This window comes from Erythrobacter sp., assembly GCA_019739335.1.
GTDB lineage: Bacteria > Pseudomonadota > Alphaproteobacteria > Sphingomonadales > Sphingomonadaceae > Alteraurantiacibacter.
The window spans coordinates 2,824,798-2,847,603 of record CP073261.1 but is presented as its reverse complement, the minus strand read 5'-3'; the positions used below and the strand labels follow the sequence as shown (position 1 = coordinate 2,847,603).

25 protein-coding genes are annotated in these 22,806 nt (G+C 64.3%); 9 read left to right on the top strand and 16 right to left on the bottom strand.

The features are described from left to right. The first annotated feature begins 14 nt into the window (after positions 1 to 14). Entirely contained in the window at positions 15 to 629 is a 615-nt protein-coding gene (gene rpsD, locus JY451_13925) for a 30S ribosomal protein S4 (protein QZH74737.1), read from the top strand. A 175-nt stretch (positions 630 to 804) separates the two neighbouring features. Here the strand turns inward: rpsD and JY451_13920 are convergent, their stop codons facing one another. The 7 genes from JY451_13920 to JY451_13890 form a co-directional block, all read right to left on the bottom strand. Next, complete coding sequence (locus tag JY451_13920; protein QZH76738.1) at positions 805 to 1,083, bottom strand: chorismate mutase; 279 nt, start codon at positions 1,081 to 1,083, stop codon at positions 805 to 807. Positions 1,084 to 1,115: 32 nt separating this feature from the next. Next, positions 1,116 to 3,092, bottom strand: coding sequence for a S9 family peptidase (locus JY451_13915; protein QZH74736.1), 1,977 nt, complete (start codon positions 3,090 to 3,092; stop codon positions 1,116 to 1,118). A 33-nt stretch (positions 3,093 to 3,125) separates the two neighbouring features. After that, positions 3,126 to 4,265 carry a tRNA guanosine(34) transglycosylase Tgt gene (gene tgt / locus JY451_13910; GenBank protein QZH74735.1) on the bottom strand — a complete coding sequence of 380 codons (1,140 nt, stop codon included), beginning with the start codon at positions 4,263 to 4,265 and terminating at the stop codon, positions 3,126 to 3,128. After that, complete coding sequence (locus JY451_13905) at positions 4,255 to 5,208, bottom strand: DUF481 domain-containing protein (GenBank protein ID QZH74734.1); 954 nt, start codon at positions 5,206 to 5,208, stop codon at positions 4,255 to 4,257. The genes tgt and JY451_13905 overlap by 11 nt, the downstream gene beginning before the upstream one ends. 17 nt (positions 5,209 to 5,225) lie before the next feature. Continuing rightward, the gene (locus JY451_13900) at positions 5,226 to 5,999 is read right to left on the bottom strand and encodes an ABC transporter permease (GenBank protein QZH74733.1); all 774 of its coding nucleotides are present in this window, start codon (positions 5,997 to 5,999) and stop codon (positions 5,226 to 5,228) included. Beyond that, positions 5,996 to 6,943 carry an ABC transporter ATP-binding protein gene (locus tag JY451_13895; protein ID QZH74732.1) on the bottom strand — a complete coding sequence of 316 codons (948 nt, stop codon included), beginning with the start codon at positions 6,941 to 6,943 and terminating at the stop codon, positions 5,996 to 5,998. Before JY451_13895 ends, JY451_13900 begins: the two co-directional genes overlap by 4 nt. 90 nt (positions 6,944 to 7,033) lie before the next feature. Further along, positions 7,034 to 7,558: a hypothetical protein gene (locus JY451_13890; GenBank protein QZH74731.1), complete on the bottom strand. Its 525-nt coding sequence runs from the start codon at positions 7,556 to 7,558 to the stop codon at positions 7,034 to 7,036. Between the two features lie 233 nt (positions 7,559 to 7,791). Here JY451_13890 and JY451_13885 point away from each other — a divergent pair, with 233 nt between their 5' ends. Continuing rightward, complete coding sequence (locus JY451_13885; GenBank protein ID QZH74730.1) at positions 7,792 to 8,469, top strand: hypothetical protein; 678 nt, start codon at positions 7,792 to 7,794, stop codon at positions 8,467 to 8,469. Here the strand turns inward: JY451_13885 and queA are convergent. The 5 genes from queA to JY451_13860 all read right to left on the bottom strand — a co-directional run bounded on the left by queA (position 8,466) and on the right by JY451_13860 (position 12,108). Beyond that, on the bottom strand, positions 8,466 to 9,512 hold the full coding sequence (gene queA, locus JY451_13880; GenBank protein ID QZH74729.1) for a tRNA preQ1(34) S-adenosylmethionine ribosyltransferase-isomerase QueA: 1,047 nt from the start codon (positions 9,510 to 9,512) through the stop codon (positions 8,466 to 8,468). The two genes, JY451_13885 and queA, sit on opposite strands and share 4 nt — an antisense overlap. 20 nt (positions 9,513 to 9,532) lie before the next feature. Beyond that, complete coding sequence (locus JY451_13875) at positions 9,533 to 10,243, bottom strand: peptidylprolyl isomerase (protein ID QZH74728.1); 711 nt, start codon at positions 10,241 to 10,243, stop codon at positions 9,533 to 9,535. 180 nt (positions 10,244 to 10,423) lie between these two features. Beyond that, the gene (gene coaD / locus JY451_13870; protein ID QZH74727.1) at positions 10,424 to 10,939 is read right to left on the bottom strand and encodes a pantetheine-phosphate adenylyltransferase; all 516 of its coding nucleotides are present in this window, start codon (positions 10,937 to 10,939) and stop codon (positions 10,424 to 10,426) included. Further along, complete coding sequence (locus JY451_13865; GenBank protein QZH76737.1) at positions 10,936 to 11,835, bottom strand: polyprenyl synthetase family protein; 900 nt, start codon at positions 11,833 to 11,835, stop codon at positions 10,936 to 10,938. Before JY451_13865 ends, coaD begins: the two co-directional genes overlap by 4 nt. A gap of 24 nt (positions 11,836 to 11,859) precedes the next feature. After that, positions 11,860 to 12,108 carry an exodeoxyribonuclease VII small subunit gene (locus JY451_13860; protein QZH74726.1) on the bottom strand — a complete coding sequence of 83 codons (249 nt, stop codon included), beginning with the start codon at positions 12,106 to 12,108 and terminating at the stop codon, positions 11,860 to 11,862. A gap of 63 nt (positions 12,109 to 12,171) precedes the next feature. Between JY451_13860 and JY451_13855 the strand changes: the two genes are divergently transcribed. Continuing rightward, a complete protein-coding gene (locus tag JY451_13855) occupies positions 12,172 to 12,570 on the top strand; it encodes a DUF2177 family protein (GenBank protein QZH74725.1) in 399 nt (132 codons plus the stop codon). A gap of 38 nt (positions 12,571 to 12,608) precedes the next feature. Here the strand turns inward: JY451_13855 and JY451_13850 are convergent, their stop codons facing one another. Next, positions 12,609 to 13,061 carry a hypothetical protein gene (locus tag JY451_13850; GenBank protein ID QZH74724.1) on the bottom strand — a complete coding sequence of 151 codons (453 nt, stop codon included), beginning with the start codon at positions 13,059 to 13,061 and terminating at the stop codon, positions 12,609 to 12,611. 127 nt (positions 13,062 to 13,188) lie between these two features. On the opposite strand from JY451_13850, the gene purL reads away from it, so the two are divergent. The 4 genes from purL (at position 13,189) to JY451_13830 (ending at position 16,986) form a co-directional block, all read left to right on the top strand. Then, positions 13,189 to 15,423, top strand: coding sequence for a phosphoribosylformylglycinamidine synthase subunit PurL (gene purL / locus JY451_13845; protein ID QZH74723.1), 2,235 nt, complete (start codon positions 13,189 to 13,191; stop codon positions 15,421 to 15,423). A 17-nt stretch (positions 15,424 to 15,440) separates the two neighbouring features. Continuing rightward, positions 15,441 to 15,848 (top strand): DUF3052 family protein, encoded by a 408-nt coding sequence (locus JY451_13840; protein QZH74722.1) that lies wholly within the window; start codon positions 15,441 to 15,443, stop codon positions 15,846 to 15,848. Beyond that, positions 15,845 to 16,531 carry a nitroreductase family protein gene (locus tag JY451_13835; protein ID QZH74721.1) on the top strand — a complete coding sequence of 229 codons (687 nt, stop codon included), beginning with the start codon at positions 15,845 to 15,847 and terminating at the stop codon, positions 16,529 to 16,531. The genes JY451_13840 and JY451_13835 overlap by 4 nt, the downstream gene beginning before the upstream one ends. A 125-nt stretch (positions 16,532 to 16,656) precedes the next feature. Next, positions 16,657 to 16,986: a PEP-CTERM sorting domain-containing protein gene (locus tag JY451_13830; protein QZH74720.1), complete on the top strand. Its 330-nt coding sequence runs from the start codon at positions 16,657 to 16,659 to the stop codon at positions 16,984 to 16,986. 37 nt (positions 16,987 to 17,023) lie between these two features. Here the strand turns inward: JY451_13830 and JY451_13825 are convergent, their stop codons facing one another. After that, positions 17,024 to 18,154, bottom strand: a complete 1,131-nt coding sequence (locus JY451_13825; protein QZH74719.1) for a hypothetical protein — start codon at positions 18,152 to 18,154, stop codon at positions 17,024 to 17,026. A gap of 143 nt (positions 18,155 to 18,297) precedes the next feature. On the opposite strand from JY451_13825, the gene JY451_13820 reads away from it, so the two are divergent. Beyond that, positions 18,298 to 19,032: a cistern family PEP-CTERM protein gene (locus JY451_13820; protein QZH74718.1), complete on the top strand. Its 735-nt coding sequence runs from the start codon at positions 18,298 to 18,300 to the stop codon at positions 19,030 to 19,032. Positions 19,033 to 19,110: 78 nt separating this feature from the next. Here the strand turns inward: JY451_13820 and JY451_13815 are convergent, their stop codons facing one another. Continuing rightward, the gene (locus JY451_13815) at positions 19,111 to 20,628 is read right to left on the bottom strand and encodes a tetratricopeptide repeat protein (protein QZH74717.1); all 1,518 of its coding nucleotides are present in this window, start codon (positions 20,626 to 20,628) and stop codon (positions 19,111 to 19,113) included. A gap of 127 nt (positions 20,629 to 20,755) precedes the next feature. Between JY451_13815 and ychF the strand changes: the two genes are divergently transcribed. Further along, complete coding sequence (gene ychF / locus JY451_13810; protein QZH74716.1) at positions 20,756 to 21,856, top strand: redox-regulated ATPase YchF; 1,101 nt, start codon at positions 20,756 to 20,758, stop codon at positions 21,854 to 21,856. Here ychF and JY451_13805 read toward each other — a convergent pair. Continuing rightward, positions 21,846 to 22,718, bottom strand: coding sequence for a DUF2167 domain-containing protein (locus tag JY451_13805; GenBank protein QZH74715.1), 873 nt, complete (start codon positions 22,716 to 22,718; stop codon positions 21,846 to 21,848). The genes ychF and JY451_13805 overlap by 11 nt on opposite strands. Positions 22,719 to 22,806: the final 88 nt, after the last annotated feature.

Genomic DNA, 22,806 nt, shown 5'->3' with positions numbered 1-22,806 from the left:
AAGGAATCGTCAGCATGACGAAGCGCACCAGCGCCAAGCACAAACTCGACCGCCGGATGGGTGAAAACATCTGGGGTCGCCCGAATTCCCCGGTCAACAAGCGTTCGTACGGCCCCGGCCAGCACGGCCAGCGCCGCAAGGGCAAGGTCTCCGACTTCGGCCTGCAGCTGCGCGCCAAGCAGAAGCTGAAGGGCTACTACGGCGACGTGACCGAAAAGCAGTTCAAGTCCACCTACAAGGCGGCCAGCGCCATGAAGGGCGACACCGGCCAAAACCTGATCGGTCTGCTCGAACGCCGGCTGGACATGATCGTGTACCGCGCCAAGTTCGTGCCGACCATCTTCGCCGCGCGCCAGCTCGTTTCGCACGGCCACATCCGCGTCAACGGCGTGAAGTGCAACATAGCCAGCCGCCGCTGCGACGTGGGCGACGTGATCTCGCTGGGCGACAAGGCCAAGGAAATGGCGCTGGTGATCGAGGCGCAGAGCCTGGCCGAGCGTGATATTCCGGAATATGTGGCCGTGGACGGCAACGACAAGGTGACCTTCGCCCGCGTCCCGACGCTGGATGAAGTGCCCTACCCGGTGCAGATGGAACCGAACCTGGTGGTCGAGTTCTACTCGCGCTGATCCCTGAGTGAGTCCCCGTGCAGGCGGGGACCTCAGGCCGATAAAGATCTCCGCCTGCGCGGGGATTCGCAAACGGGCGGTCCTGCGGGGCCGCCCTTTTCGTTTTGCAGCGGACACGATGTCGGCGCAAGTGACCGTGATTGTAACAATCCGCAGCGACCTTGCCTCTCGCCAGTCAAGCCTTTCGCCTGAGACGATCCCATTCAGCCAGTTCGTAGCCGATAGAGCCTTCAACCAGCAGATCCCACATCCGTGCAATCACTTGCGACGGAATCCCACGCGCTTCGGCCTCGGCCACGGCCGCGGCGATCACTGCGGCCTTGCGCGCTTCGTCACGCACCTGCCCCCGCTCCGGCTTGATCCGCGCAGCCGCGCGCATGTAACCGAAGCGCGTGGCGAGCAGCGCCAGCAACTCGTGATCGACATTGTCCACCCCCGCCCGCACCTCTTCCATGGTGGAGCAGAGATCAGGCGCGAAAACCTCACTCACGGGGCGAGATGCTCGCCCAGAAACCCGTCGATCGCCAACAGCATGTTGCCGCGCACCTGGCCGTGATCGAGGTGGTGATCGAAACCTTCGTACTCGACATAGCGGACATCGGCCTCCGCCGCTTCCAGCCGGTCACGCATCCGGCGCGATTGGAAGTGGCCTACGTTCAGGTCTTCGGTGCCGTGGAACAGCAGTACCGGCGCGGCAAAACGGTCAGCGAAGTTGGCCGGGCTGCCTGCCTCAACATGCGGACCGTCGCCAATGAAGCGGCGCACCACCGCGAAGTTTGTGTAGTCCCGTGCTTCCTCCACTACCAGTTCCAGATCGGTGACCGGGGCAATCGCGACCACGGCCTGGTACAGTTCCGGATCAACCACCTGCGACTGCAGCGCCGCATAGCCGCCGTAGGACCAGCCAACCACGCCAAGGCGCGCCGGATCGGCAATCCCTTCCGCCACCAGCCAGCGCCCGGCATCGTTGACGTCGCCCACGGCCACTTCCCATTGCTGAAAGCCGTTTCGACCGAACCACGCCTCGCCGTATCCCGCCGAACCGCGGAAATTCGGCTGGAGCACCGCATAACCGCGTGCGGCGAAGAACTGCACCATCCAGTCGAAGCCCCATTCGTCGCGCGAACCCGGCCCGCCGTGCGGCATGACCACGGCGGGCATCGGCCCTTCGACATTGAGTGGCAGGGTGAGATAGCCGGGAATTTGGGTTCCGTCCGCCGCCGGGAAAGTGATCGGGCGCATCGGTGCCATCGGCAGTTCGGCCACGGCATCGCGCAGCGGCAGCAAGGGAGAGAGCGTATTGCTGTCCCGTTCCAGCAGGTAGGTCATGCCGGGATCGACATCGCTGGACGCGACGATGAGCAGCGTCCGCTCGTCCGCCGAGGCATCCGCGATGGAGATCAGCGGCGTGCCGGGGAGCGCGGCCTGCAAGCGGCTGGCCAGCCCCTCCAGTTCCTCGTCGAGATAGGCGATCTCGCGCTTCTCGGTTGCATAAGAAACGCCGACCACGCGCCGCTGCCGCCCGATCCGCATCAGCCCGTCAACATCGACATCGCTGCGTGACAGCACGACTTCGCTGTTGGCAGTGCCATCCAAAGCCACGCGATAGAGTGCCTGATAGCCATCGCGAGTCTGGAAACCATAGGCAACATTGTCCGCGGCGCTGACGGCGACCGGGTTGAAATCGGCCAGTTCCCCTTCGAACCTGATCCAGCGGCTGGAGTCGGGCGTACGATACCAGTACTGGGTCGCCCCGGTTAGACGACCGGCCCCGTCGCGCGGGTTACGAATTTTCAGGCGTACTTCGCCAGTCTCGTCGGCGATATAGCCGGTGGCGAACTGGTCCGGGTCTTCCACCGTGGTGCGGCGGTTGCGGGTGACATCGACACTTTCGACACCAAGCCCCGGTTCGGCATTACCCAGTCTGGAGCCGATTTCGGTGTCCTCGAGAAAATCGCGGGTGATGAGGACGCGGTTCTCCTCACCCTCCACGTCCAGTGCCAACACCGATCCGCCATCCTGCTGCACGCCGCGCGCGCTGGAGGACCGGCGGGCAGTCACCAGATTGGGGTCCGATCCGTCGGTGCCGACCGAAAGCAGCCGCGAATAGCTGATGGGAATGCTGCCATTGACGCGGCTAATGCCGACCACATTGCAGACAAGCCAGGTATCGTTGACCCAGTCGCAGCGGGTCATTTCGGCATTCGCCTCGCCCAGATAGAGCAGCGGCTCCGGTTCTGCCGTTCCGTTCAGATCGACGACGTTGAGGATCTCGGTAGTGGCGTTGTCCGAGGTGATGTAGGCGATCTTGGTGCCGGAGGGGGACAGGCTGATATCGAGAACCGTGGGCCGCGCGCCGTAACGGGCGGCGAGTTCCTCCGCCTCGCTTTGCTGGGCCAAGGCGGCGGGCGCACAGGCTAGGCATGCGGCGACAATAACGGCCGATAAGGTGTTGTTTTGCATAATCCCTCCGTTTGCCGGGAAGGTATCAGGCGATTACTTCACCGCAAGGTAATTCCGGCGAAACCCGCTCGCAAACGCCGCAAACCGTCCCTCGGCAATCGCATCGCGCATTGCCTGCATCAACTGCTGGTAGAACGACAGGTTATGTTCGGTCAGCAGCATGGCACCCAAAATCTCGCCCGATTTGTGCAGATGGTGCAGGTAGGCGCGCGAGTACTGCGAGCAGGTGGGGCAGGTGCAGCGCGGGTCGAGCGGGCCCGGGTCTTCCGCGTGGCGGGCATTGCGCAGGTTCACCGGGCCGTTCCAGGTGAAGGCTTGCCCGTTCCGCCCTGATCGCGTGGGTAGCACGCAGTCGAACATGTCCACCCCGCGTTCCACCGCGCCGACCAGATCGTCGGGCTTGCCCACGCCCATCAGGTAGCGCGGTGCGTCTTCGGGGAGCAGGCCGGGGGCGTAATCGAGCACGGCGAACATCGCTTCCTGCCCCTCGCCCACAGCCAGACCTCCGATCGCGTAACCGTCGAAGCCGATCTTGCGCAGCGCTTCGGCCGAGCGGGCACGCAGGCTCTCGTCCAACGCGCCCTGCTGGATGCCGAACAGCGCCGCATTGGCCGCGTGTTCGCCCCCGGCATCGAAGGCATCGCGGCTGCGCTGCGCCCAGCGCATCGACAATTCCATGCTCGCTTCGATTTCCGCCAGCGGACGGTCCGCACGGGGGCATTCATCGAAAGCCATCACGATGTCGCTGCCGAGCAGCCGCTGCACTTCCATGCTGCGTTCCGGGGTGAGCATATGCTTGCTGCCGTCGATATGGCTACGGAATTCGACGCCCTCCTCCGTCAGCTTGCGCAGGTCGGAAAGGCTCATCACCTGGTAACCGCCGGAGTCGGTCAGGATCGGGCGATCCCAGCGCATGAAATTGTGCAAGCCGCCGAGCCGCGCCACCCGCTCCGCGCCGGGGCGCAGCATCAGGTGGTAGGTGTTGCCGAGGATGATGTCGGCGCCCGTCTTGCGCACGTCCTCCACCTTCATCGCCTTCATCGTGGCGGCGGTGCCGACGGGCATGAAGGCAGGCGTGCGGATGGTGCCGCGGCGCATCTCGATCGCGCCGGTGCGCGCGCGCCCGTCGGTCGCGCTGACGGTGAAGCGGAACCTGGGGTTTTCAGAAGCCATAGATCAGCGTGAAGCGGGTCAGCGTGTCGGTGCCCACCGAACCGGCGGGCGGGTTGCTGTTGTAGTCGACGGTGTAGGAGACGCGCGCGGTCAGCCGCTCGGCCAGTCCCGCTTCCAGCCCGGTGACGGCATTGAGGCTGGTATTCGCCCCATCGACGATCAGCAGCACCTCACCCCCAGTTTCCGCCGTGGCATTGGCATCCTGCGTCAGCTTGAGCGAATCGGTGATCTGCCAGTCGAAATCGGCGCCGAACAGCCCGGCGATGCGGCTGGTGGTGGTGCCATCGTTGAAGCTGGTGATGCGGTAGGCAGGGCCGGCCTTGATCGCGAGATCGAGAGCGTCTCCGTCGATCAGGCGATAGCCAAGGCCTCCGGAAACGGCATAGCGTTCGGTGAAGCCCTGCCCCCGGTCCCGCTCGAACTGGGTGAGGCCATAGGCGAACAGGCGTTCGTTGATCTGGAAGCGCGGTTCGTATTGCGCGAGCAATTGTTCGCGGGTGGTCACGCCGTTGGCGCGACGGAAGTCGGCGGCGAAGCGGAGGCGATGTTCCCAGTCGATCCCGCGCCGGTGCAGTGCGAGGCTGGCGGTGCCGCCCAGTTCCTCGGTGTTGCCGGTGGAAAGGAACCCGCCGACTTCGCCCTGCCCGCTCCAGTTGTCGAACACGCCCGCTTGCCGCATCGCCGCCTCCTGCGCGGCGGCGGCGGCGGCGGCCTGCTCGGCGCGCCGGGCGTTGAAGGCGGCGTGCATGGCGTCGATTTCGGCGGTGTGATCGGGGAAGGCGCTGCGGGCGGCGGTGACGACGGCGCTGACGCTATCGGCATCGCCGGTGGCAATCGCCGCCTCGATCATCGCCCGCGCGGCATCAGGCAGCGCCGCATCCTGCGCCATGGCGGCGGGGGCGACCAGCAAAATGGGAGCGGTAACAATCCAAGCCTTGCTCATTGAGCTTCGCTAGCAAGTCAGCCGCGCAAGCGCCAGCCGGTCTTGAATATCCATGCAATTATGCCGACGCAGACCAGCAGGAAGGCCAGTGTCGCGCCGAGCGAAACCATAATCGGGAAATCCGACTGGCCGAGGAAGGTCCAGCGCAACCCGTTCACCAGATAAACCACCGGATTGAACAGCGCGACCGTGCGCCAAGGGCCTTCGAGCACGTCGATCGAATAGAATGTACCGCCAAGGAAGGTCAGCGGCATCAGGATCAGCAGCGGGATGATCTGCAACTTCTCGAACCCGTCCGCCCACAGCCCGATGATGAAGCCGAGCAGCGAGAAGGTGGCGGAGATCAGCAGGATGTAACCGAAGGCGAGCAGCGGATGGGCGATCTGGTAATCGACGATCAGTGCCGCCGTGCCGAGGATGATCGCCGCAAGGATCAGCGATTTCACTGCCGCCGCGCCGACAAAGCCGATCAGCGTTTCGATCACCCCTACCGGGGCAGATAGCAGTTCGTAAATCGCCCCGGTAAACTTGGGCATGTAAATGCCGAAGCTGGCGTTGCTGGTGCTTTCGGTCAGCAGCGTCAGCATCAGCAAACCCGGGACGATGAAGCTTGCGTAATCGACGCCGCCCGGAAGCTCCATCCGCCCGCCGATCGCCGCTCCAAACACCACCAGGTAAAGCGAGGTCGTGATCACCGGGGACAGGATCGAACCGAAAGCGGTGCGGAACATCCGCATCACCTCGTTCTTGAAAATGGCGAATGCGCCGCGCAGGTTGAGGCCGAAGGTCATGCCGCCAGCCCTTCGCGCTTGTCTTCGACAAGATCGACGAAAATATCCTCCAGAGTGCTTTCGCGGGTTTCGATGGCGGTGAACATGATCCCTTCGCGCGCCAGTATCTGCGCCACATCGGCCACTTCGCGCTTGCCCTTGCCCGTGCCGTCACCGCCGCGATAGACGAGGCTCAGCCCGTCATCCTCCAGGTGCAGCGGGAAGCTGGCGAAGGGGGCGGGAATGTACTCCAGCGGGGTCGCCAGGGTGAAGCAGGCTTCGGTCCTGCCGAGCTTGGCCATGATCGCGTCCTTGTCGTCCACCAGCAGGATCTGGCCCTTGTTGATGACGCCCACCCGGTCGGCCATTTCCTCGGCTTCCTCGATGTAATGGGTGGTGAGGATGATCGTCACGCCCCTGGCGCGCAGTGCATCGATCTGCCGCCACATGTCGCGCCGCAGTTCCACGTCCACCCCGGCGGTGGGTTCATCGAGGAACAGCAGTTCGGGATCGTGCGCCAGCGCCTTGGCGATCATCACGCGCCGCTTCATCCCGCCCGAAAGTTCGCGGATGGTGGCATCGCGCTTGTCCCACAGGCTGAGGCTGCGGAGGATTTCCTCCACCCGCGCCTCGTCCGGCGGGCAGCCGAACATGCCGCGCGAATAGCGGACCTGGCGGATCACCTTGTCGAAAATATCAAAGCTGAGTTCCTGCGGCACCAGCCCGATGCGGCGGCGCGCATCCTTCCAGTTGCGGGTGATATCCTGCCCGAACACTTCGATCGTGCCGCCCGTGGGGCGCACCAGCCCGCAGACCGCACCGATCAGCGTCGTCTTGCCCGCGCCATTGGGGCCGAGCAGCGCGAAGATCTCCCCGCGCCGGATGGTCAGATCGACGCCGCCCAGCGCCTTGACCCCGCCCTTGTAGGTCTTTTCGAGGCCGCGAATATCGAGGATGGATTCCATACCCGTCTATTGGGGTGAACGGCGGCAGGCGGCAAGGGTCATGCCGTTGCGAATCACTCCATTGGGAGACAAATGCCCCCTTTCCCTGTGTTACAATCCTTCAAGCCGCGCCGTAGTGGCCGGGAGATACTGGGTCTTGCCGTTCTTCTTGATCGCGGTGAGGAACTGCTTGCGGTTGCCGCTGGGCTTGTACGAACAATGCACCCAGCCCGACGCCATGCCACCTGCCGAGGTGTAGAATTCAAGGATCAGCTGATCGAAGGTCAGGTTGTCGTTGATCCACTTGGCCAACTCGCGATTGTCGGTTCCGGCAATCTCGAAATCCGCCGCCTGGCCGAACGAATGCTGCGACTTGGTGGACCCGCCGACCGCCTTGTTCACCGCGTCCGAGCGATAGCCGCTCGACACTTTCGGCGCCGTGCCGAAATGGGCGGCGACCGGTTCCAGCACGAACCATGCCAGCAAGTGCAAGTGCCACACCGTTTCCAGCCTGCTCGGCCAGTTGTCGGCTTTCTGCGAAGTGACTGTCAGCGATGCAACATCGTAGTGGGTCGAAAATTGCATGTTCTGCTTCTGGTTGATGACCGGCGAATAGATACCCAGCGCGTTCGACATTTTACACTCCCCCCGGAATCTTGATGCTCGATGTTACCATTCGTGCAGCAGAGCAACAACAGTGTTTCGGCCTCTTCACAGGATGTTTGGTTTTCTCGACTTCAGGAAGACTTGCCAGCAGACAATTCTCGCTTACAAAGCATGCAGAGGGTTGTCGAAGCAAAGCGAAATATCGCGTCAGTTCTCTTGGGGGGAATGGAATGCCGTGTCCGACTATCCATGAATTCGCCTGCATGGCCGATGCAATCTACTCGCCATCGAACAGCGTGCTGGTGCCCAACTACACCCGCATCAGCTTTCGTGAGCGCGCCAACGGCTTTAAGGGCGGCCTCTACCGGCAGTCGAGCGGCAGCAGCGTGACCAATATCATCGCATTCGCAGGAACCGATATGGGCGGCGAAAGCGGAACCGATATGCTCGACCTGGCGGCCGATGTGGGCTTTGCCGGGCGGAGCGTGACGCTGGCGGTGTTTCTCGCCAATCCCGGCGCTGCGGTAGCTATCGAGCTGGCGCGCCAACTGCTCGAATGGCAGTTCCGCGAAGCGCTGTCACTGGTGCGCGATACCGTCGGCACTTCACCGCGCGGATCTGCGACCTATGTTGTGGGCCATTCGCTCGGAGGGGGGCTGTCGCAAATGGTCGCATCCGAACTGGGGCTCAAGGGCATGGCCTTCAATGCGCCGACCTGTTCGCAACTGGGCCATTCGATCAGCCCCGCCAACCGTTTCCTGTGTGTCAATCAGTGGAACGATCCGGTCTCGCTGGCGACCAAGTCCATCGGCTGCCATCTCGGCGAGGAACTGATCATCAACAACGGCACCAGCGGGATGGATGCTCACAGCATGACGGGAATCGTCAGCTACCTCGGCAGCAGCGGCGGCAACTACTACGGACGGCAGGTGCGGTTCTAGCCCTCGGGCAGCAGCAGGCTCGAATCCCCGTAGCTGTAGAAGCGATAGCCATTGGCGATAGAGTGGGCATAGGCGGCCATCATCCGTTCGCAGCCCATCAGCGCGCTGACCAGCATCATCAGCGTTGATTTGGGCAGATGGAAATTGGTCATCAGCCCGTCGACCGCGCGGAACCGGTATCCCGGCGTAATGAAAATGGAGGTGTCCCCGGCGAAGGGCCGGACAATCCCGTCCGCATCCGCCGCGCTTTCGAGCAGGCGAAGGCTGGTTGTGCCGACGGCGATCACCCGTCCGCCGCTGACCCGCGCCGCGTTCAGCCGGGCGGCGACATCCGCCTCGATCCGTCCCCATTCCGCGTGCATCGCGTGATCGTCGGTATCCTCCGCCTTGACCGGCAGGAAAGTGCCCGCGCCCACGTGCAGCGTCAGCGTTTCGCGCCCCACCCCGCGCGCATCGAGCGCTGCGATCAGTTCGGACGTAAAATGCAGTGCTGCCGTGGGCGCAGCCACCGCGCCATCTTCCCGAGCGAACATCGTCTGGTAATCGCTGCGGTCCTGCGCATCGGTGGGGCGCTTGCCCGCGATGTAGGGGGGCAGCGGCATCGATCCGGCGCGTTCGAGCAGGACCTCGACCGGCTCCTCCCCGGCGAAGGCCAGGGTGAAAGAGCCGTCGGCATGGCGCGCCTCGGCCATTGCAGAAACGCCTGCCGGGAATTCGATCTCGTCGCCTTCTTTCAGGCGCTTGGCATTGCGGATAAAGGCCTGCCAGCGGCGCAGGTCGATGCGCTTGTGGAGTGTTGCTCCGATCCGCGCTTCGCCGCGCCCAGAAATTCTTTGGCCTTCGAGCTGCGCCGGGATCACGCGGGTATCGTTGAACACCAGCACGTCACCGGGTTCGAGCAACTCGGGCAGCTCGTGAACGTGGCGATCGGCGAAACGCTCACCGCCTCCCACCACCAGCATCCGCGCCGCATGACGCGGGCGCACCGGGCGCAGCGCGATCAGTTCGGGCGGCAGCTCGAAATCGAAGAGGTCAACGCGCATCGGCGCAAGCTAGATCGCGATCAGAACGCGTCGTCGAGCATGTCGAGGGTAATCTCTTCCTCCGGCGCCGCCATCCCCGGCATCACCTGCGGCAGACCGTCGGCGGCAATGCTGGCCTGGAGAATGCGGGTCGGGTTTTCCGGCGGTTCGCCGCGCGAAATCGCATCCACGGCGGGCATGTTCGAAATCACCCGGCCGAAATTGGTGTAGCGGCGATCGAGCGCGAAACGCGGGTAGAAGACGATGAAGAACTGGCTGTTGGCGCTGTTTTCGTCATCGGCGCGGGCCATCGAAACGGTGCCGCGCACGTGGGGAAGAAAATTGAACTCTTCTTCAAGATCGGGAAGCGTTGAGCCGCCCTGCCCGGTCCCGGTGGGGTCGCCCGATTGCGCCATGAACCCGTCGATCACGCGGTGGAACGGATTGCCGTTGTAGAACCCTTGGCGGGTGAGCGTCTTGATCCGCTCGACATGATTGGGCGCCCAGGCCGGCATCAGCCGGATCGCCACGCGCTCGCCAGTGGACAGATCGAGCAGGAGGATATTCTCCGGATCGTGCGCCATGTCGAAATTGACGGTCAGCGGAAGCGTTGAAGCCTCGGCATTGGTTGCCTCGACCGTCCCGAGCGCGGGCGACAGCGCGGTGTCCTGCGCCAGCGCAGGGGTGGAGACGGCAAGGATGGCGGCTCCAAGAAGGGCTATTGGTGTGGACAGCGCGAAAGTGCGGAGCATGAATGCGTCTCGATAGGATTGCTGGATCGGCGGCGTGTTACGGGAGCGTGACTGACAGTTCAATGAACATATTCTCCCCTCCCGCTTGCGGGAGGGGCCGGGGGTGGGCCTGTAACGGCATGGCTCGCTTCGCTCGCCCCCACCCCTAACCCCTCCCGCCAGCGGGAGGGGGACTTAAGCTCAATAGTCCCCCTTGCGCCCCAGTTCCGCTACTCGCGCTTCCACCAGCGCCTTTACCGCCGGGCTGACGAAGGGCGCTATATCGCCGCCGTAGAGCGCGATTTCCTTGACCAGCTTGGAGGCGATCGGCTGGAGCGAGACATCCGCCATCAGGAAGACCGTCTCGATCCCCGCGTTGATCTGCTGGTTCATCCCCGCCATCTGGTACTCGTACTCAAAATCCGCCACGGCGCGCAGGCCGCGGACGATGACGCTGGCGCCTTCGTGCTCGGCAAATTTCATCAGCAGCGCATCGAAGCCGCGAATCTCGACGTTCCTCAGCCCGAGTCCGGCGATCTCGCGCTTCATCATCGTCATCCGTTCCTCGGTCGAGAACATCGGATCTTTCGACGGATTGGTGGTGACGCCGATAATCAGCCGGTCCACCAGCCGCGACCCGCGGCGGATGATATCGGCATGGCCCAGCGTGCAGGGATCGAAAGTGCCGGGGTAGATGCCGATGCGTTCAGCCTTCACCGATCCCGCTCCACGATAAACCGCGCGAGCGCCCGCAGCAGGTCCGCTTCCGAACCGTGGCTGGCGAGGTGGCCGATGGCCTGGTCGGACAGCGCCCGCGCCTGTGCCCGCGCGCCATCGACGCCCATCAGCGACACGAACGTCGCCTTGCCCGCTTCGGCATCCTTGCGCAGCGCCTTGCCCGCCTTGGCTTCATCGCCCTCCTCGTCGAGCAGGTCGTCGGCGATCTGGAAGGCGAGGCCAATGTCGCGGGCGTAGGCGCGCAGGTGGGCCCTGCCCTCCTCCGGCACGCGGGCGAGGATTGCGCCCATTTCCACTGCCGCGCAGAGCAGCGCGCCGGTCTTGAGCTGTTGCAACCGGGTGATGGTGTGCAGGTCGAACGCCGCGCCCGCCTGTTCCGCCACGATGTCCATCATCTGCCCGCCCGCCATGCCCTTGTGCCCGCTGGCAGCGGCAAGCGCGTGGACCAGTTCGGCGCGGACGAAGGGATCGGTGCTGACCAGCGTGCCGCCGAGGATCTCGAAGGCGAGCGCGTGGAGCGAATCGCCCGCGAGCACGGCGGTCGCATCGTCGTACTGCTTGTGCACGGTGGGCTTGCCGTGGCGGGTATCATCATTGTCCATGCACGGCAGGTCGTCATGGATCAGCGAATAGACGTGGATCGCCTCGATCGCGCAGCCGGCGTAGATCGCCGCCGCGCGGCTGGCGCCGTACATTTCGGCCACGGTGGCGAGCAGCAGCGGACGCACCCGCTTGCCGCCGCCGATCGCGGCGTAGCGCATGGCTTCGACCAGCCGCGCGGAATTGTCGTCAGGAACGGGCAATAGCCCGTCGAACGCATCGTCGATCTCGCGCTGGATATGTTGCAGCCCGCGCCCGAGCACATCGTCGGCCATCAGCAGTGCCACCCCCCGCCGCCCTCAGCCGCCGTCGAAGGGCACGGTGCCCGTCGGTTTGCCGTCTGAGCCTTGCACGATCTTCTCGATCCGCTCCTGCGCCGCATCGAGCCGCGCCTGGCACACGCGCCGCAGAGCCTCGCCACGCTCGTACAGCGCAATCGACTGGTCGAGCGGCACGTCCCCACTCTCGAGACGGCGCACCACGTCTTCGAGCGCGCGCAGCGCGTCCTCGAAGGTCATGTCGGCTATGCTGGGATTGTCCTCTGCCATGCCCGCGACCATTGACCGCGCGCGGGCGCAGGGTCAAGCTGCGGTGCTGTTGAGGAGAGCCCGATGAAGTGGATTATCGCCTATTTCGCTGCCGCGCTGGCGTTCGGCATGCTGGACTTCTTCTGGCTGCGCTGGGCGGCCGACAATCTCTACCGCCCGGTGATCGGCAGCATCATGGCCGAGCAGTTCCGCATGGGCGCGGCGGCAGCGTTCTATGTGATCTATATCGCCGGGATGGTGTGGTTCGCGGTGAAGCCGGGGATCGAAAGCGGCAGCGTGGCCACCGCCGCCTTCAACGGCGCACTGCTGGGGGCGCTGTGTTATGCGACTTTCGACCTGACCAGCCAGGCGGTGATGAAGGTCTGGGCGACTCACATCAGCATAGCCGATATTGCCTGGGGCACCTTTGCCACGGCGGTGGCATCGGGCGTGGCGGCCTGGGCGGCGATGCGTTTGACCTGAGTGCCGTGGCTGCGCGTGCCCACTGCATCACTCCGAAGTCAGCGCACCGGAAAGGCAGCCCCGTCTTCGGCATAGGCCCTTTCGCATTCGATCCGAGCCTTGCGGGTGAAGAAGTAGCCGATTACGCCAAGCACAAGCGCGATCAGCAGGATCACCGGCGTCCCATCCCCGAATACCTCGTAAATAACGATGACCACCAGTGCGAACAAGGTTGCATAAAGTGCCAGCTTTTCGTTAGCGCCCGGAAAGCTGCCGACCGACTTGCCTGCCGCATTACGAAAACCGTAAATACCGCGCTGATCGGCACTGCTGAACAGGTAATACCTTCCCTCGCTGCCGGGGCTCAAATGCGGAATTACGTCCGTACTTACGAGCGCGTTCTTGATCGTGTGTGCTCGGCCATCCGCAGTCGCAAACCGGATTGTCGAAAACTGCGAAAAAGTCTTTCGTTCACGCTTCACCTCAGCCGCTTCCACGCGCCCGTCAATCACAGTTACCGCCATGGCGAATTACTCCAGAAGAGAAACCAGCGCGCCCGTTGAACGCAGACTACGCCAGCGCGGGATATTTGCAACGCCAGACTAGCGGCAGGCTGGCCTGCAAGCTAAGGGCAGCGACATGAGCGAAATCACCCCGGAAATCGTCGCCCAGCACGGGCTGTCCGAAGAAGAATATGCCCGCGTGCTGCACGCGCTGGGGCGCGAGCCGAACCTTGTCGAGCTCGGCATCTTCTCGGTGATGTGGTCCGAGCATTGCAGCTACAAGTCGAGCCGCCTGCACCTGAAGAAGCTGCCGACCGAAGCCCCGTGGGTGATCTGCGGCCCCGGCGAGAACGCCGGCGTGATCGACATCGGTGACGGCCAGGCGGCGATCTTCAAGATGGAGAGCCACAACCACCCCAGCTACATCGAGCCCTATCAGGGTGCGGCAACCGGCGTGGGCGGCATCCTGCGCGATGTCTTCACCATGGGCGCGCGGCCGGTGGCCAATGCCAATGCGCTGCGCTTCGGGCGGCCCGATCATCCCAAGATGAAGCATCTGGTGCAGGGTGTGGTCGCTGGAATCGGCGGCTACGGCAATTGCGTCGGCGTGCCGACCGTGTGCGGGGAAACCAATTTCCATCCCGCCTATGACGGCAACATCCTCGTCAACGCGATGACGGTGGGCGTGGCGCAGGCGGACAAGATATTCTATTCCGCCGCCACCGGCCTCGGCAATCCGATCGTCTATGTCGGCTCCAAAACCGGGCGCGACGGCATTCACGGTGCAACGATGGCCAGCGCCGATTTCGGCGAGGATGCCGATGCCAAGCGTCCGACGGTGCAGGTGGGCGATCCGTTCACCGAAAAGCTGCTGATCGAAGCCTGCCTCGAACTGATGGCCACCGACGCGATTGTCGCGATCCAGGACATGGGCGCGGCGGGCTTGACGTCCTCCAGCGTGGAAATGGCCACCAACGGCAAGGCGGGCATCCGGCTCGACATGGACAAGGTGCCGTGCCGCGAAGAAGGCATGACGCCCTACGAAATGATGCTCAGCGAAAGCCAGGAGCGGATGCTGATGGTGCTGAAGCCCGGCAAGGAGCCGATGGCCGAAGCGATCTTCCGCAAGTGGGAACTCGATTTCGCAGTGATCGGCGAAGTCACCGATACCGGTCACATGGTGCTCGAATGGCAGGGCGAAGTGGTCTGCGACATACCGCTTGGTCCGCTCGCCGCCGATGCGCCGCTGTATGACCGGCCCTATCTCTCCAAGGAAGAATACACCGCCTGGGCAGGCATTGCGCCGATGAACAATCGCCCGGACAGCGCGGATGTGGGCGCGGACCTGCTCAAGCTGCTCGCCAGCCCAAACCTCTCCTCGCGCGCATGGATTGCGCAGCAGTACGATTCGCAGGTCGGGGCGGATACGCTCCAGACCGGCGGCGATGCGGGCGTGGTGCGGGTGCACGGGACAAAGAAGGCGCTGGCGATCACCACCGATTGCACGCCGCGTTACGTGTTCGCCGATCCCTACGAAGGCGGCAAGCAGGCGATTGCCGAGGCCTATCGCAATCTTTGTGCCGTGGGTGCGCGGCCCCTCGCCGTCACCAATTGCCTCAACTTCGCCAATCCGCAGCGGCCCGAAATCATGGCGCAGCTGGTCCACGCGCTGGACGGCATGGGCGTGGCCTGCCGCGCACTCGACTTCCCGATCGTGTCGGGCAATGTCAGCCTTTATAACGAGAGCAAGGCGGCTGGTGGCGGCTCGGCGATCCTCCCCACCCCGGCCATCGGCGGGGTCGGCCTGATCGACGATTATGCGCTGATGATGACGATGCCGTTCAAGGCGGCGGGCGAGACGATCTACCTGATCGCGCCCGAGGCATGGGCGACACCCGATCCCGAACGCTCGCATCTGGGCAAGTCACTATGGCTGGCGGAAATCCACGGCCGCGACGAAGGCCGCACGCCCCCGACCGACCTGACGCTGGAGAAGGCCGCCGGACGGATCGTCCGCCAGTTGATCGCCGAGGGGCTGGTCTCCGCAGTGCACGACATTTCCGACGGCGGCTTGGCCGTGGCTCTCGCCGAAATGGCGATGGCGAGCGGCATCGGCGCGGACGTTTCGGGCGGTGAAGGCTTCACCCAGGCGCAGTGGTGGTTTGGCGAGGACCAAGGCCGCTATGTCATCACCGTGCCCGATACCGATGCCTTCAACCGCGCGCTCGCCAAAGGCACCGAGAACGACGAGACGGCCGCAGTCGGCTTCACCCGCATCGGCACGACCGGCGGCGACAGCCTGCTTGGCGTTTCGGTGGACGACCTCAAGGCCGCCCACCGCAGCTTCTTCAGCGAGTGGATGGAGAGCTAGGCCCGCCCTGACCTGTCATGACCGAGGGATACTCCGAAAAGCCGCTCGCCAAAAGGCTCTCGCTAAGGGACGGGCAGCGGGTGTGGTTCAATGCCATGCCCGAAAGCGTGCAGGAGGAAATCGGCGACTATGCGCTCGATCTCACTTTCGTCAGCGATCCTGCCGATGGGGTGGATTCGGCGCACATCTTTGTAACCGAGCGCGCCCTGCTCGCCGAATTGTTGGCCATGTTGCGCCAAGCCATAGCTGTCGACGGACAAATCTGGGTCAGTTGGCCCAAGCAGGCCTCCGGCGTTCCCACCGACATAGCCGAGGACACGATCCGCGAAGTGTGCCTGTCGCTGGGCCTGATCGATACGAAGGCGTGCGCTGTGGACGAAGTGTGGTCCGGGCTTAAGCTGGTAATCCGCAAGGAATTGCGATGAGCGAGGCGCAGCACCCCTTTCCTGCCCTGCCCGCCTATTCCGATGCCGAGCGCGTGGCCCGTGCCCATGCCGCCTTTGAACGCCTCCGCACCCGCCATTCGTGCCGCAGCTTTGCCGAAGCCCCGGTGCCACGCGCGGTGATCGAATACGCCATCGCCGCCGCCGGAACAGCGCCTAGCGGAGCCAACCACCAGCCGTGGCACTTCGCCGTGATCGGGTCAGCGGAAGTGAAGCGCGCAATCCGCGTGGCGGCGGAGGAAGAGGAGCGGGCCTTCTACGGCGCCGATGGCGGAAGGCACAAGGCGTCCGACGAATGGCTGGCCGCCCTCGTCCCGATCGGCACCGACGCAAGCAAACCCTTCCTAGAAAGCGCACCCTGGCTGATCGTCTGCTTCGCCCAGCGCAGCGGCGGGATCGCCGAGGACGGAAAAACGCAGAACTACTACGTCAACGAAAGCGTCGGCATTGCCTGCGGAATGCTGATCGCGACGCTGCACGAGGCGGGGCTGGCAACGCTAACGCACACTCCGTCACCGATGGGGTTCCTGCGCGAAATCTGCGGGCGGCCGAGCAACGAGAAACCGCTGATGATCGTAGTAGCGGGGCTTCCGGCTGCGGATGCGAGCGTGCCCGAACATGCGCTGAAAAAGAAGCCGCTGGAGCAGATTGCGAGCTGGCTCTAGATTGTCGACGGATTTGACACTCCACCCACCGCGTTGAATTCGTTAACCTTCGCCTTCCGCTGATTATCTAGCGTGGCACGCGGCTTGCTTCCTTTTGCGTTAACCGATCAAAAGGGGGCAAGACCATGAAGACGAAGATCGCCGCAATCACCATTTCTCTCGCCGCGCTGTCGATGGCAGCACCGGCCAGCGCCACCTGGTGGAGCTGGGGCTCGGGAAGCTGGAGCCATTCGCACTATTGCGGCTGCGGCCACCAGACCTGCAGCGGAACCTCTGGCGGCAGCACCACGACCACGACTGGCGGATCGACCACCACCGGCGGCACGACCACCGGCGGAAACACCACGACCACCACTTCGGGCGGCACAGCCGTTCCCGAACCGGGTGCGCTGGGCCTGATGGCTGCTGCACTGGCGGGCCTCGGCCTGGCACGCCGTCGCCGTCGCGACCGCTGATCCCAACCCGGAGGACCAGCAGCGCATCGCTGCCGGTTCAGCCGGCGGCGGCGCGATGGGCTATGTCGCGGTCGGCCTGCTCGGCGTCGGGACGCGAGGCAAAGGGCGCAATCACCTGCCGCGCCTCGCCCGCCTGCCCGCTTTCGAGCAGCACGAGCGCATAGGCACGGGCGAACATCGGGTTTTCGGGATAGCGGCGATAAAGCGGCGCAAGCTGCGCTCGCGCCAGTTCCACCTGACCCAGTTCCAGCAGCGCCTGGCCATAAAGGCCACGCGCGTCGGGATGCTCTGAGATCGCCGCCTCGCGCTGTTGCAGCAGGTTGCGAACTTCGGCCCATTGGCCTTCATCGGCTTTGAGCCGTGCGGTGAGATAGAAGAATTCGATGTCTTCGGGATAGGCCTCGCGCCCCCGGTGCACCAGCGGACGCAGAAGATCGACCCGCCCTGCATTGCCAAGTTCGGCAATCGCGCCGAGCAGTGCGGGCCGATCGAGGGGAGCGATGTCGAGAATGGCGAGGTAGGCGCGGGATGCCAGCTCCGGTTCGCCACGCAACTGCGCCAGCCTTGCGGAGACGAACAGCGTTTCGATACTTTGCGGTGCCAGCCGCTGCGCCTGTGCCACCGCGTCGCGAGCGGCGTCGGCATTGCCGCGGATGAGGTGAAAATTCGCTTCGGCGGTGAACAGGCGGTGCTGCTCGCCGTCCCCTGAGCGGCCCCGCGCAAAAGCAGCCAATGCGCCTGCTTCATCACCTTCCACAGCCGCCATCAAGGCGCGCAGCCGCCAGCTTTCGGCGCTGGTTTGTCCTTCCAGGAGTCTCTCGACCGCGTCCAGTTCACCGATCTGGAGCCGCGCTTCCGCTTCGATCAGGCGGGCCTCGGCAGGCAGCGATCCCGCTTCCTCCATCCGGGCAAGAGTGGCCAAGGCATCGCCTCCCAGCCCCATTGCCAGCTGAGTCCGGGCCAGTACTTCAAGCGCCGCATAATCGCGAGCATCCTCCACCAGCGCCGCCTGCGCATACTCGCGCGCAGCGGCATAGTCCTGCGCAGCGAAGGCCTGCTGCGCGTTCTCGAGCGGATCGGCCTGCATGACCGAACAGGCGGAAAGACCAAACGTGGCCAGTACGGGCATGAACAGCGAACGGATCATCCAGCGCAGTCTAGCGCCCAAGCGCAAACATTCGGTGAATCGTCGGTCCGTTTTACAAGTTAAGCTTTCGTGGCGGGCCGTTAACCATCGTAACGGCGCAATTCCCCAGTTGGCACGGCGATTGCTTTGAATCCTGTCAACCACTTCTCTTGGGGGTAAATCCAATGCGCAAGTTCGTTTCTGCATCCGTCGCAGCCGCCGCCATGGCCTTTGCAACGCCTGCGCTTGCCGATCCGATCACGCTTGGTTCCGGCGATGTCGGCTCGAGCTTCAGCATCGATTTCGATGGCTTTTCTGGCGATGCAGGCAACACCGTCGATAACCTGACCGGCACGCTGACGCTGGTGCTCGAAAGCGTGACCGGCAGCAGCTACAATTTCAGCTACCTGATGGAAAACACCACCAGCGGCGGGTTGACCTCGAACATCTCCAGCTTTGCTTTCAACGTCGATCCCGACATCTCCGGTGCCAGTTCGACAGGGGCATACCCATTTGCATTCGTCACTGACGGTTCGGGCAACGATCCCAGCTATCCCAACCAGATCGGCGCTGTCGATGTCTGCTTCAAGTCAGGCGGCAGCGGTTCGTGCTCTAATTCGGGCGGCGTGAGTGAAGGCAGCACTGGCAGCGGTCTGCTGTCGCTATTCTTCAGCCCAGATGCGACTTCGATAACGCTGGACGATTTCTTCGTCCGCTACCAGGGAATCACCGGCGCAGGCCACGTGACCTCGGCAAGCGGCCAGCAGACCTCGTCTTCCGGCGGAACTACCACTTCCAGCGGCACTCCGGTTCCGGCTCCCGGCGCGCTCGGCCTGATGGCTCTGGCTCTCGCGGCGCTGGGCTTCATGCGCCGCCGCCGTGGCAGCGAAAAGGCAATGGCGCGGCCCACCTTCGCCTGATCGCGGTTTCAGACAAGTTCCTGGTGAAAGGCGTCGCCCCCAACGGGGCGGCGCTTTTCGATTCTGGCCCGGGCGAATTCAGCTCTGCCGCGCGGTTTCCAGATGGCGGCGGATGGCGGCATTGTCCGGAGCAAGCGCTGCCGCTTCCTCCAGCAGTGCGACACCCCGTTCGGAATCGTTGCCGCTGCTCACCAGCAGCCAGCCGAGCGTATCCATGATCGAGGCATTGCGCGGCGCCAGCGCCAGCGCTTGTTCAGCCAGTTCGATCGCAGCATCCGCCTCCCCCGCCTGGCCGCGCGCATAGGCGAGATTGTTGAGCACCATGGCATTCGAATTGCCGGTCCACTCGCGCAGGTCTTCGTAGGCGTCGATCGCCCCGCGCCAATTGCCGTCGGCCATCGCCGCGTCGGCACGCGCGAGCAGATGCGCCAGCCGTTCGGCAGAAAGCTCGGCCGATTGCGCCGCGCCCAGATCGGCGGAACGGCCAGATGCGCGTGCCACCTCGGCAAACAGCGCCAGATCGCGCGCCGAGGCGTGGGCGCTAACCGCCAGCGGCTGGATCGTGGTGAAAGCGTCGCCGGCATCGCCCGCGTCGAGCTGCGCTTGTGCCAACAGGCGGCGCGCGGCCAGCGAATGCGGGGCGCGGCGCAGCAAAGTTGTCAGCCGGGGGAGCGCCTGTTCTGGCAGGTCGAGTTCCAGCAGCGCCCGCGAATAGAGCAGTTGTAGACGCGAATCCTCGCGGTTCTCCAATGGTTGCAGCTGTTGGCGTACCTCTTGCCAGTCGCCCTCCTCCGCAGACAATCGGGCGAGCAGGTAAACTACATCGGGATCGTCGGGCGTTTGCGTGGCCAGTTCCTCGATCAGCGGGCGCGCCTCGTCCATCCGGCCCATGTCACCGAGCATCCCTACCCGTCCGAGCAATGCCGCGCGGCTTTCGGGCCAATGCTGGACCGCCTGTTCGTAGAAGCCCAGTGCGGCAGCGTATTCACCCCCCGCCTGGGCAATCCGCGCGCTGGCGACCAGCGGGTCGAGTCCTTCGGCATCCGCTGCCCGCGCATCGGCGGCGAGCTGCACTGCCCGTTCCGGATCGCCCGTTCCCAGCGCATAGAGCGCATAGTCCGCCAGCAGCCGGGACCGTTCGCCGGGCAGGCCCAGTCCCGCTGCGAAACTCTCCCCAGCAGCTTCCTCGTCGCCCAGCCCGATCTGCGCCAGTGCCATGATCCGCGCACCTTCCGCGCTGCGCAATTCGCTGGCGACCGCGAGTGCGCCTTCGAAATTGCGGCGCAGGAGCTCGGCCTCGGCCAGCAGCGTCGGCAGGTCATCCGGGCTACGCCCCGCCGCCACCAACCGTTCGAGCGTTGCCGCCGCCCCTTCCCCGTCTCCCAGCTGCAACTGCGTGCGCGCCAGCAATTCGAGCGCGGCGACATTGCCCGCGTCCCCCTGTAATACGCTGGCGAGATCCAGCCGCGCTTCGCTGAAGCGGTTTTCGGCGAAAGCTTCGCTCGCGCGTTCGAGCCGCTCCTCGGGCGAGAGGCCACAGGCGGTAAGCGCAAGGGCGAGAAATCCGGCGGACAGGGCGGTGCGAATTGTCTTCATCGCGGCAGGCTAGCCAGAGTCTGTTGAAAAGCGGTTTACCTCTACCGCTTTCCTGCTCTGGCCATCGGCGGGCCAGCCCGCTAAGGCGCGCGCAACCATTCTCCGATTTGCCAGAGGTAACACTTCCATGGGATTCCGCTGCGGGATCGTCGGCCTGCCCAATGTCGGCAAGTCCACCCTTTTCAACGCCCTCACCGAAACGCAGGCCGCGCAGGCCGCGAACTATCCATTCTGCACGATCGAGCCGAACGTCGGCAATGTCGGTGTGCCCGATCCCCGGCTGGACAAGCTGGCGGCGATTGCCGGTTCGGCGAAGACCATTCCCACCCAACTGGGCTTTGTCGATATCGCCGGCCTCGTGCGCGGGGCGAGCAAGGGCGAGGGCCTGGGCAACCAGTTCCTCGGCAATATCCGCGAAGTCGATGCCATCGTCCACGTGCTGCGCTGCTTCGAGGATGACGACATCCAGCACGTCGAAAACAAGGTCGATCCGGTCTCGGATGCCGAGACGGTCGAGACAGAGCTGATGCTGTCCGATCTCGAAAGCCTCGAGAAGCGCGTACCCGCTGCGCAGAAGAAGGCCGCGCAGGGCGACAAGGAAGCCAAGCTGCTGGCATCGGTGCTGGCCCCGGCGCTCGACATGCTCCGGGAGGGCAAGCCCGCCCGCCTCGCCTGGCCGAGTGACGAGGAGGAACGCAAGGTATTCGCCTCGGCGCAATTGCTCACCGCCAAGCCGGTGCTTTACGTGTGCAACGTGGACGAGGACAGCGCGGCGGAAGGCAACGCCTTTTCGCAGGCCGTGTTCGCCAAGGCCAAGGATGACGGGGCCAACGCAGTGATCGTTTCCGCCGCCATCGAAAGCGAGCTGGTAGGGATGGAACCGGAGGAGCGGCTGGTGTTCCTCGAAGAAATGGGCTTGCACGAAACCGGCCTCGCCCGCGTGATCCGCTCCGGGTACGACCTGCTGCACCTCATCACCTTCTTCACCGTCGGACCGAAGGAAGCGCGGGCCTGGACAGTACATGTCGGAGCGAAGGCACCGCAAGCGGCAGGAGAAATCCATTCGGACTTCGAACGCGGCTTCATCCGCGCCGAAACCATCGCCTACGAAGACTACGTGGCGCTGGGCGGCGAAAGTGGAGCGAAGGAAGCGGGCAAGCTGCGGCAGGAAGGCAAGGAATATGTCGTGCAGGATGGCGACGTAATGCTGTTCAAATTCAACGTCTAGACCTCTCGCGCCTACTGCCAAACCACCGCCTGAACGGCGTAACCAGAGCCGCCGCCAGCACCAGCAGCGCAATCCCGATGGGTTGCGCCAGCTTGCCCAGCAGCGCCAGCGCGCCAAGGTTCTTGGCCACAGCCACCCCCACGCCCGTCGCCACCAGCCCCGCCACGCCATAGCTGGCGACTTCGTCGCGCTCGGCATCGAAATCTTCGTAGCGCGCGCCGGAATTGAATTGCGTACGGCGCGCGAGTTCGCCGGCTGCGGCACGGATTTCCCCCAGCTGGTCGATCTCGCCGACCATGTTCATGCTCAGCACCCCGCGCCGCCCCAGCAGCCGCATATCGTAATGCAGCGCATGGGGGCTGCCGTCGAAGAAGCGTAGTTCGCGCGCCCAGGCGACTGTGTTGGCGACACTGTCGTGCCGCGGTTGCTGCGCCCAGCCCAGCACCTGCACTTCGGGATAGCCTTGCGCGCGTCGTTCGCGGTTCAGCGCCCGGGCGTCGGCCTGCATCTGCGCCAGCATCGCGTCATAATCGGCATCGCGTGCATCATCGCTGGCGACCCAGCCTACCGGTTCCCAGGTGATAATCGCGCCCCAAGATCGTTCGTGCGGCGAAGCCCCGGCTGGCATTATTATGCCCAGCACTCCCTCGGCTTCGGATGGCGGATTCTCCCAGAGATCGACAAGGATCGTGCGCGCGTCTGCGGGGTCGTAGAAATCGAATTCGGTGCCCAGCGCGAGTTCGGCATCGGCATCCGCAAGCGCGACAGTTCCGGATTGTGGAGACAATCGCGTATCCGTCTGCGCGGCGGCAGGAAGGGCGGGCATCAGCAGGGCAAGCAGGGCGAACAGCACAAGGCGCATGGCCGTGCCCTAGCGCAGAAGCCTTACCTTCCGGTGCATATCCCCTGCCAAACACGAAAACGGCGCGGAAAGCGATGTGCCTTCCGCG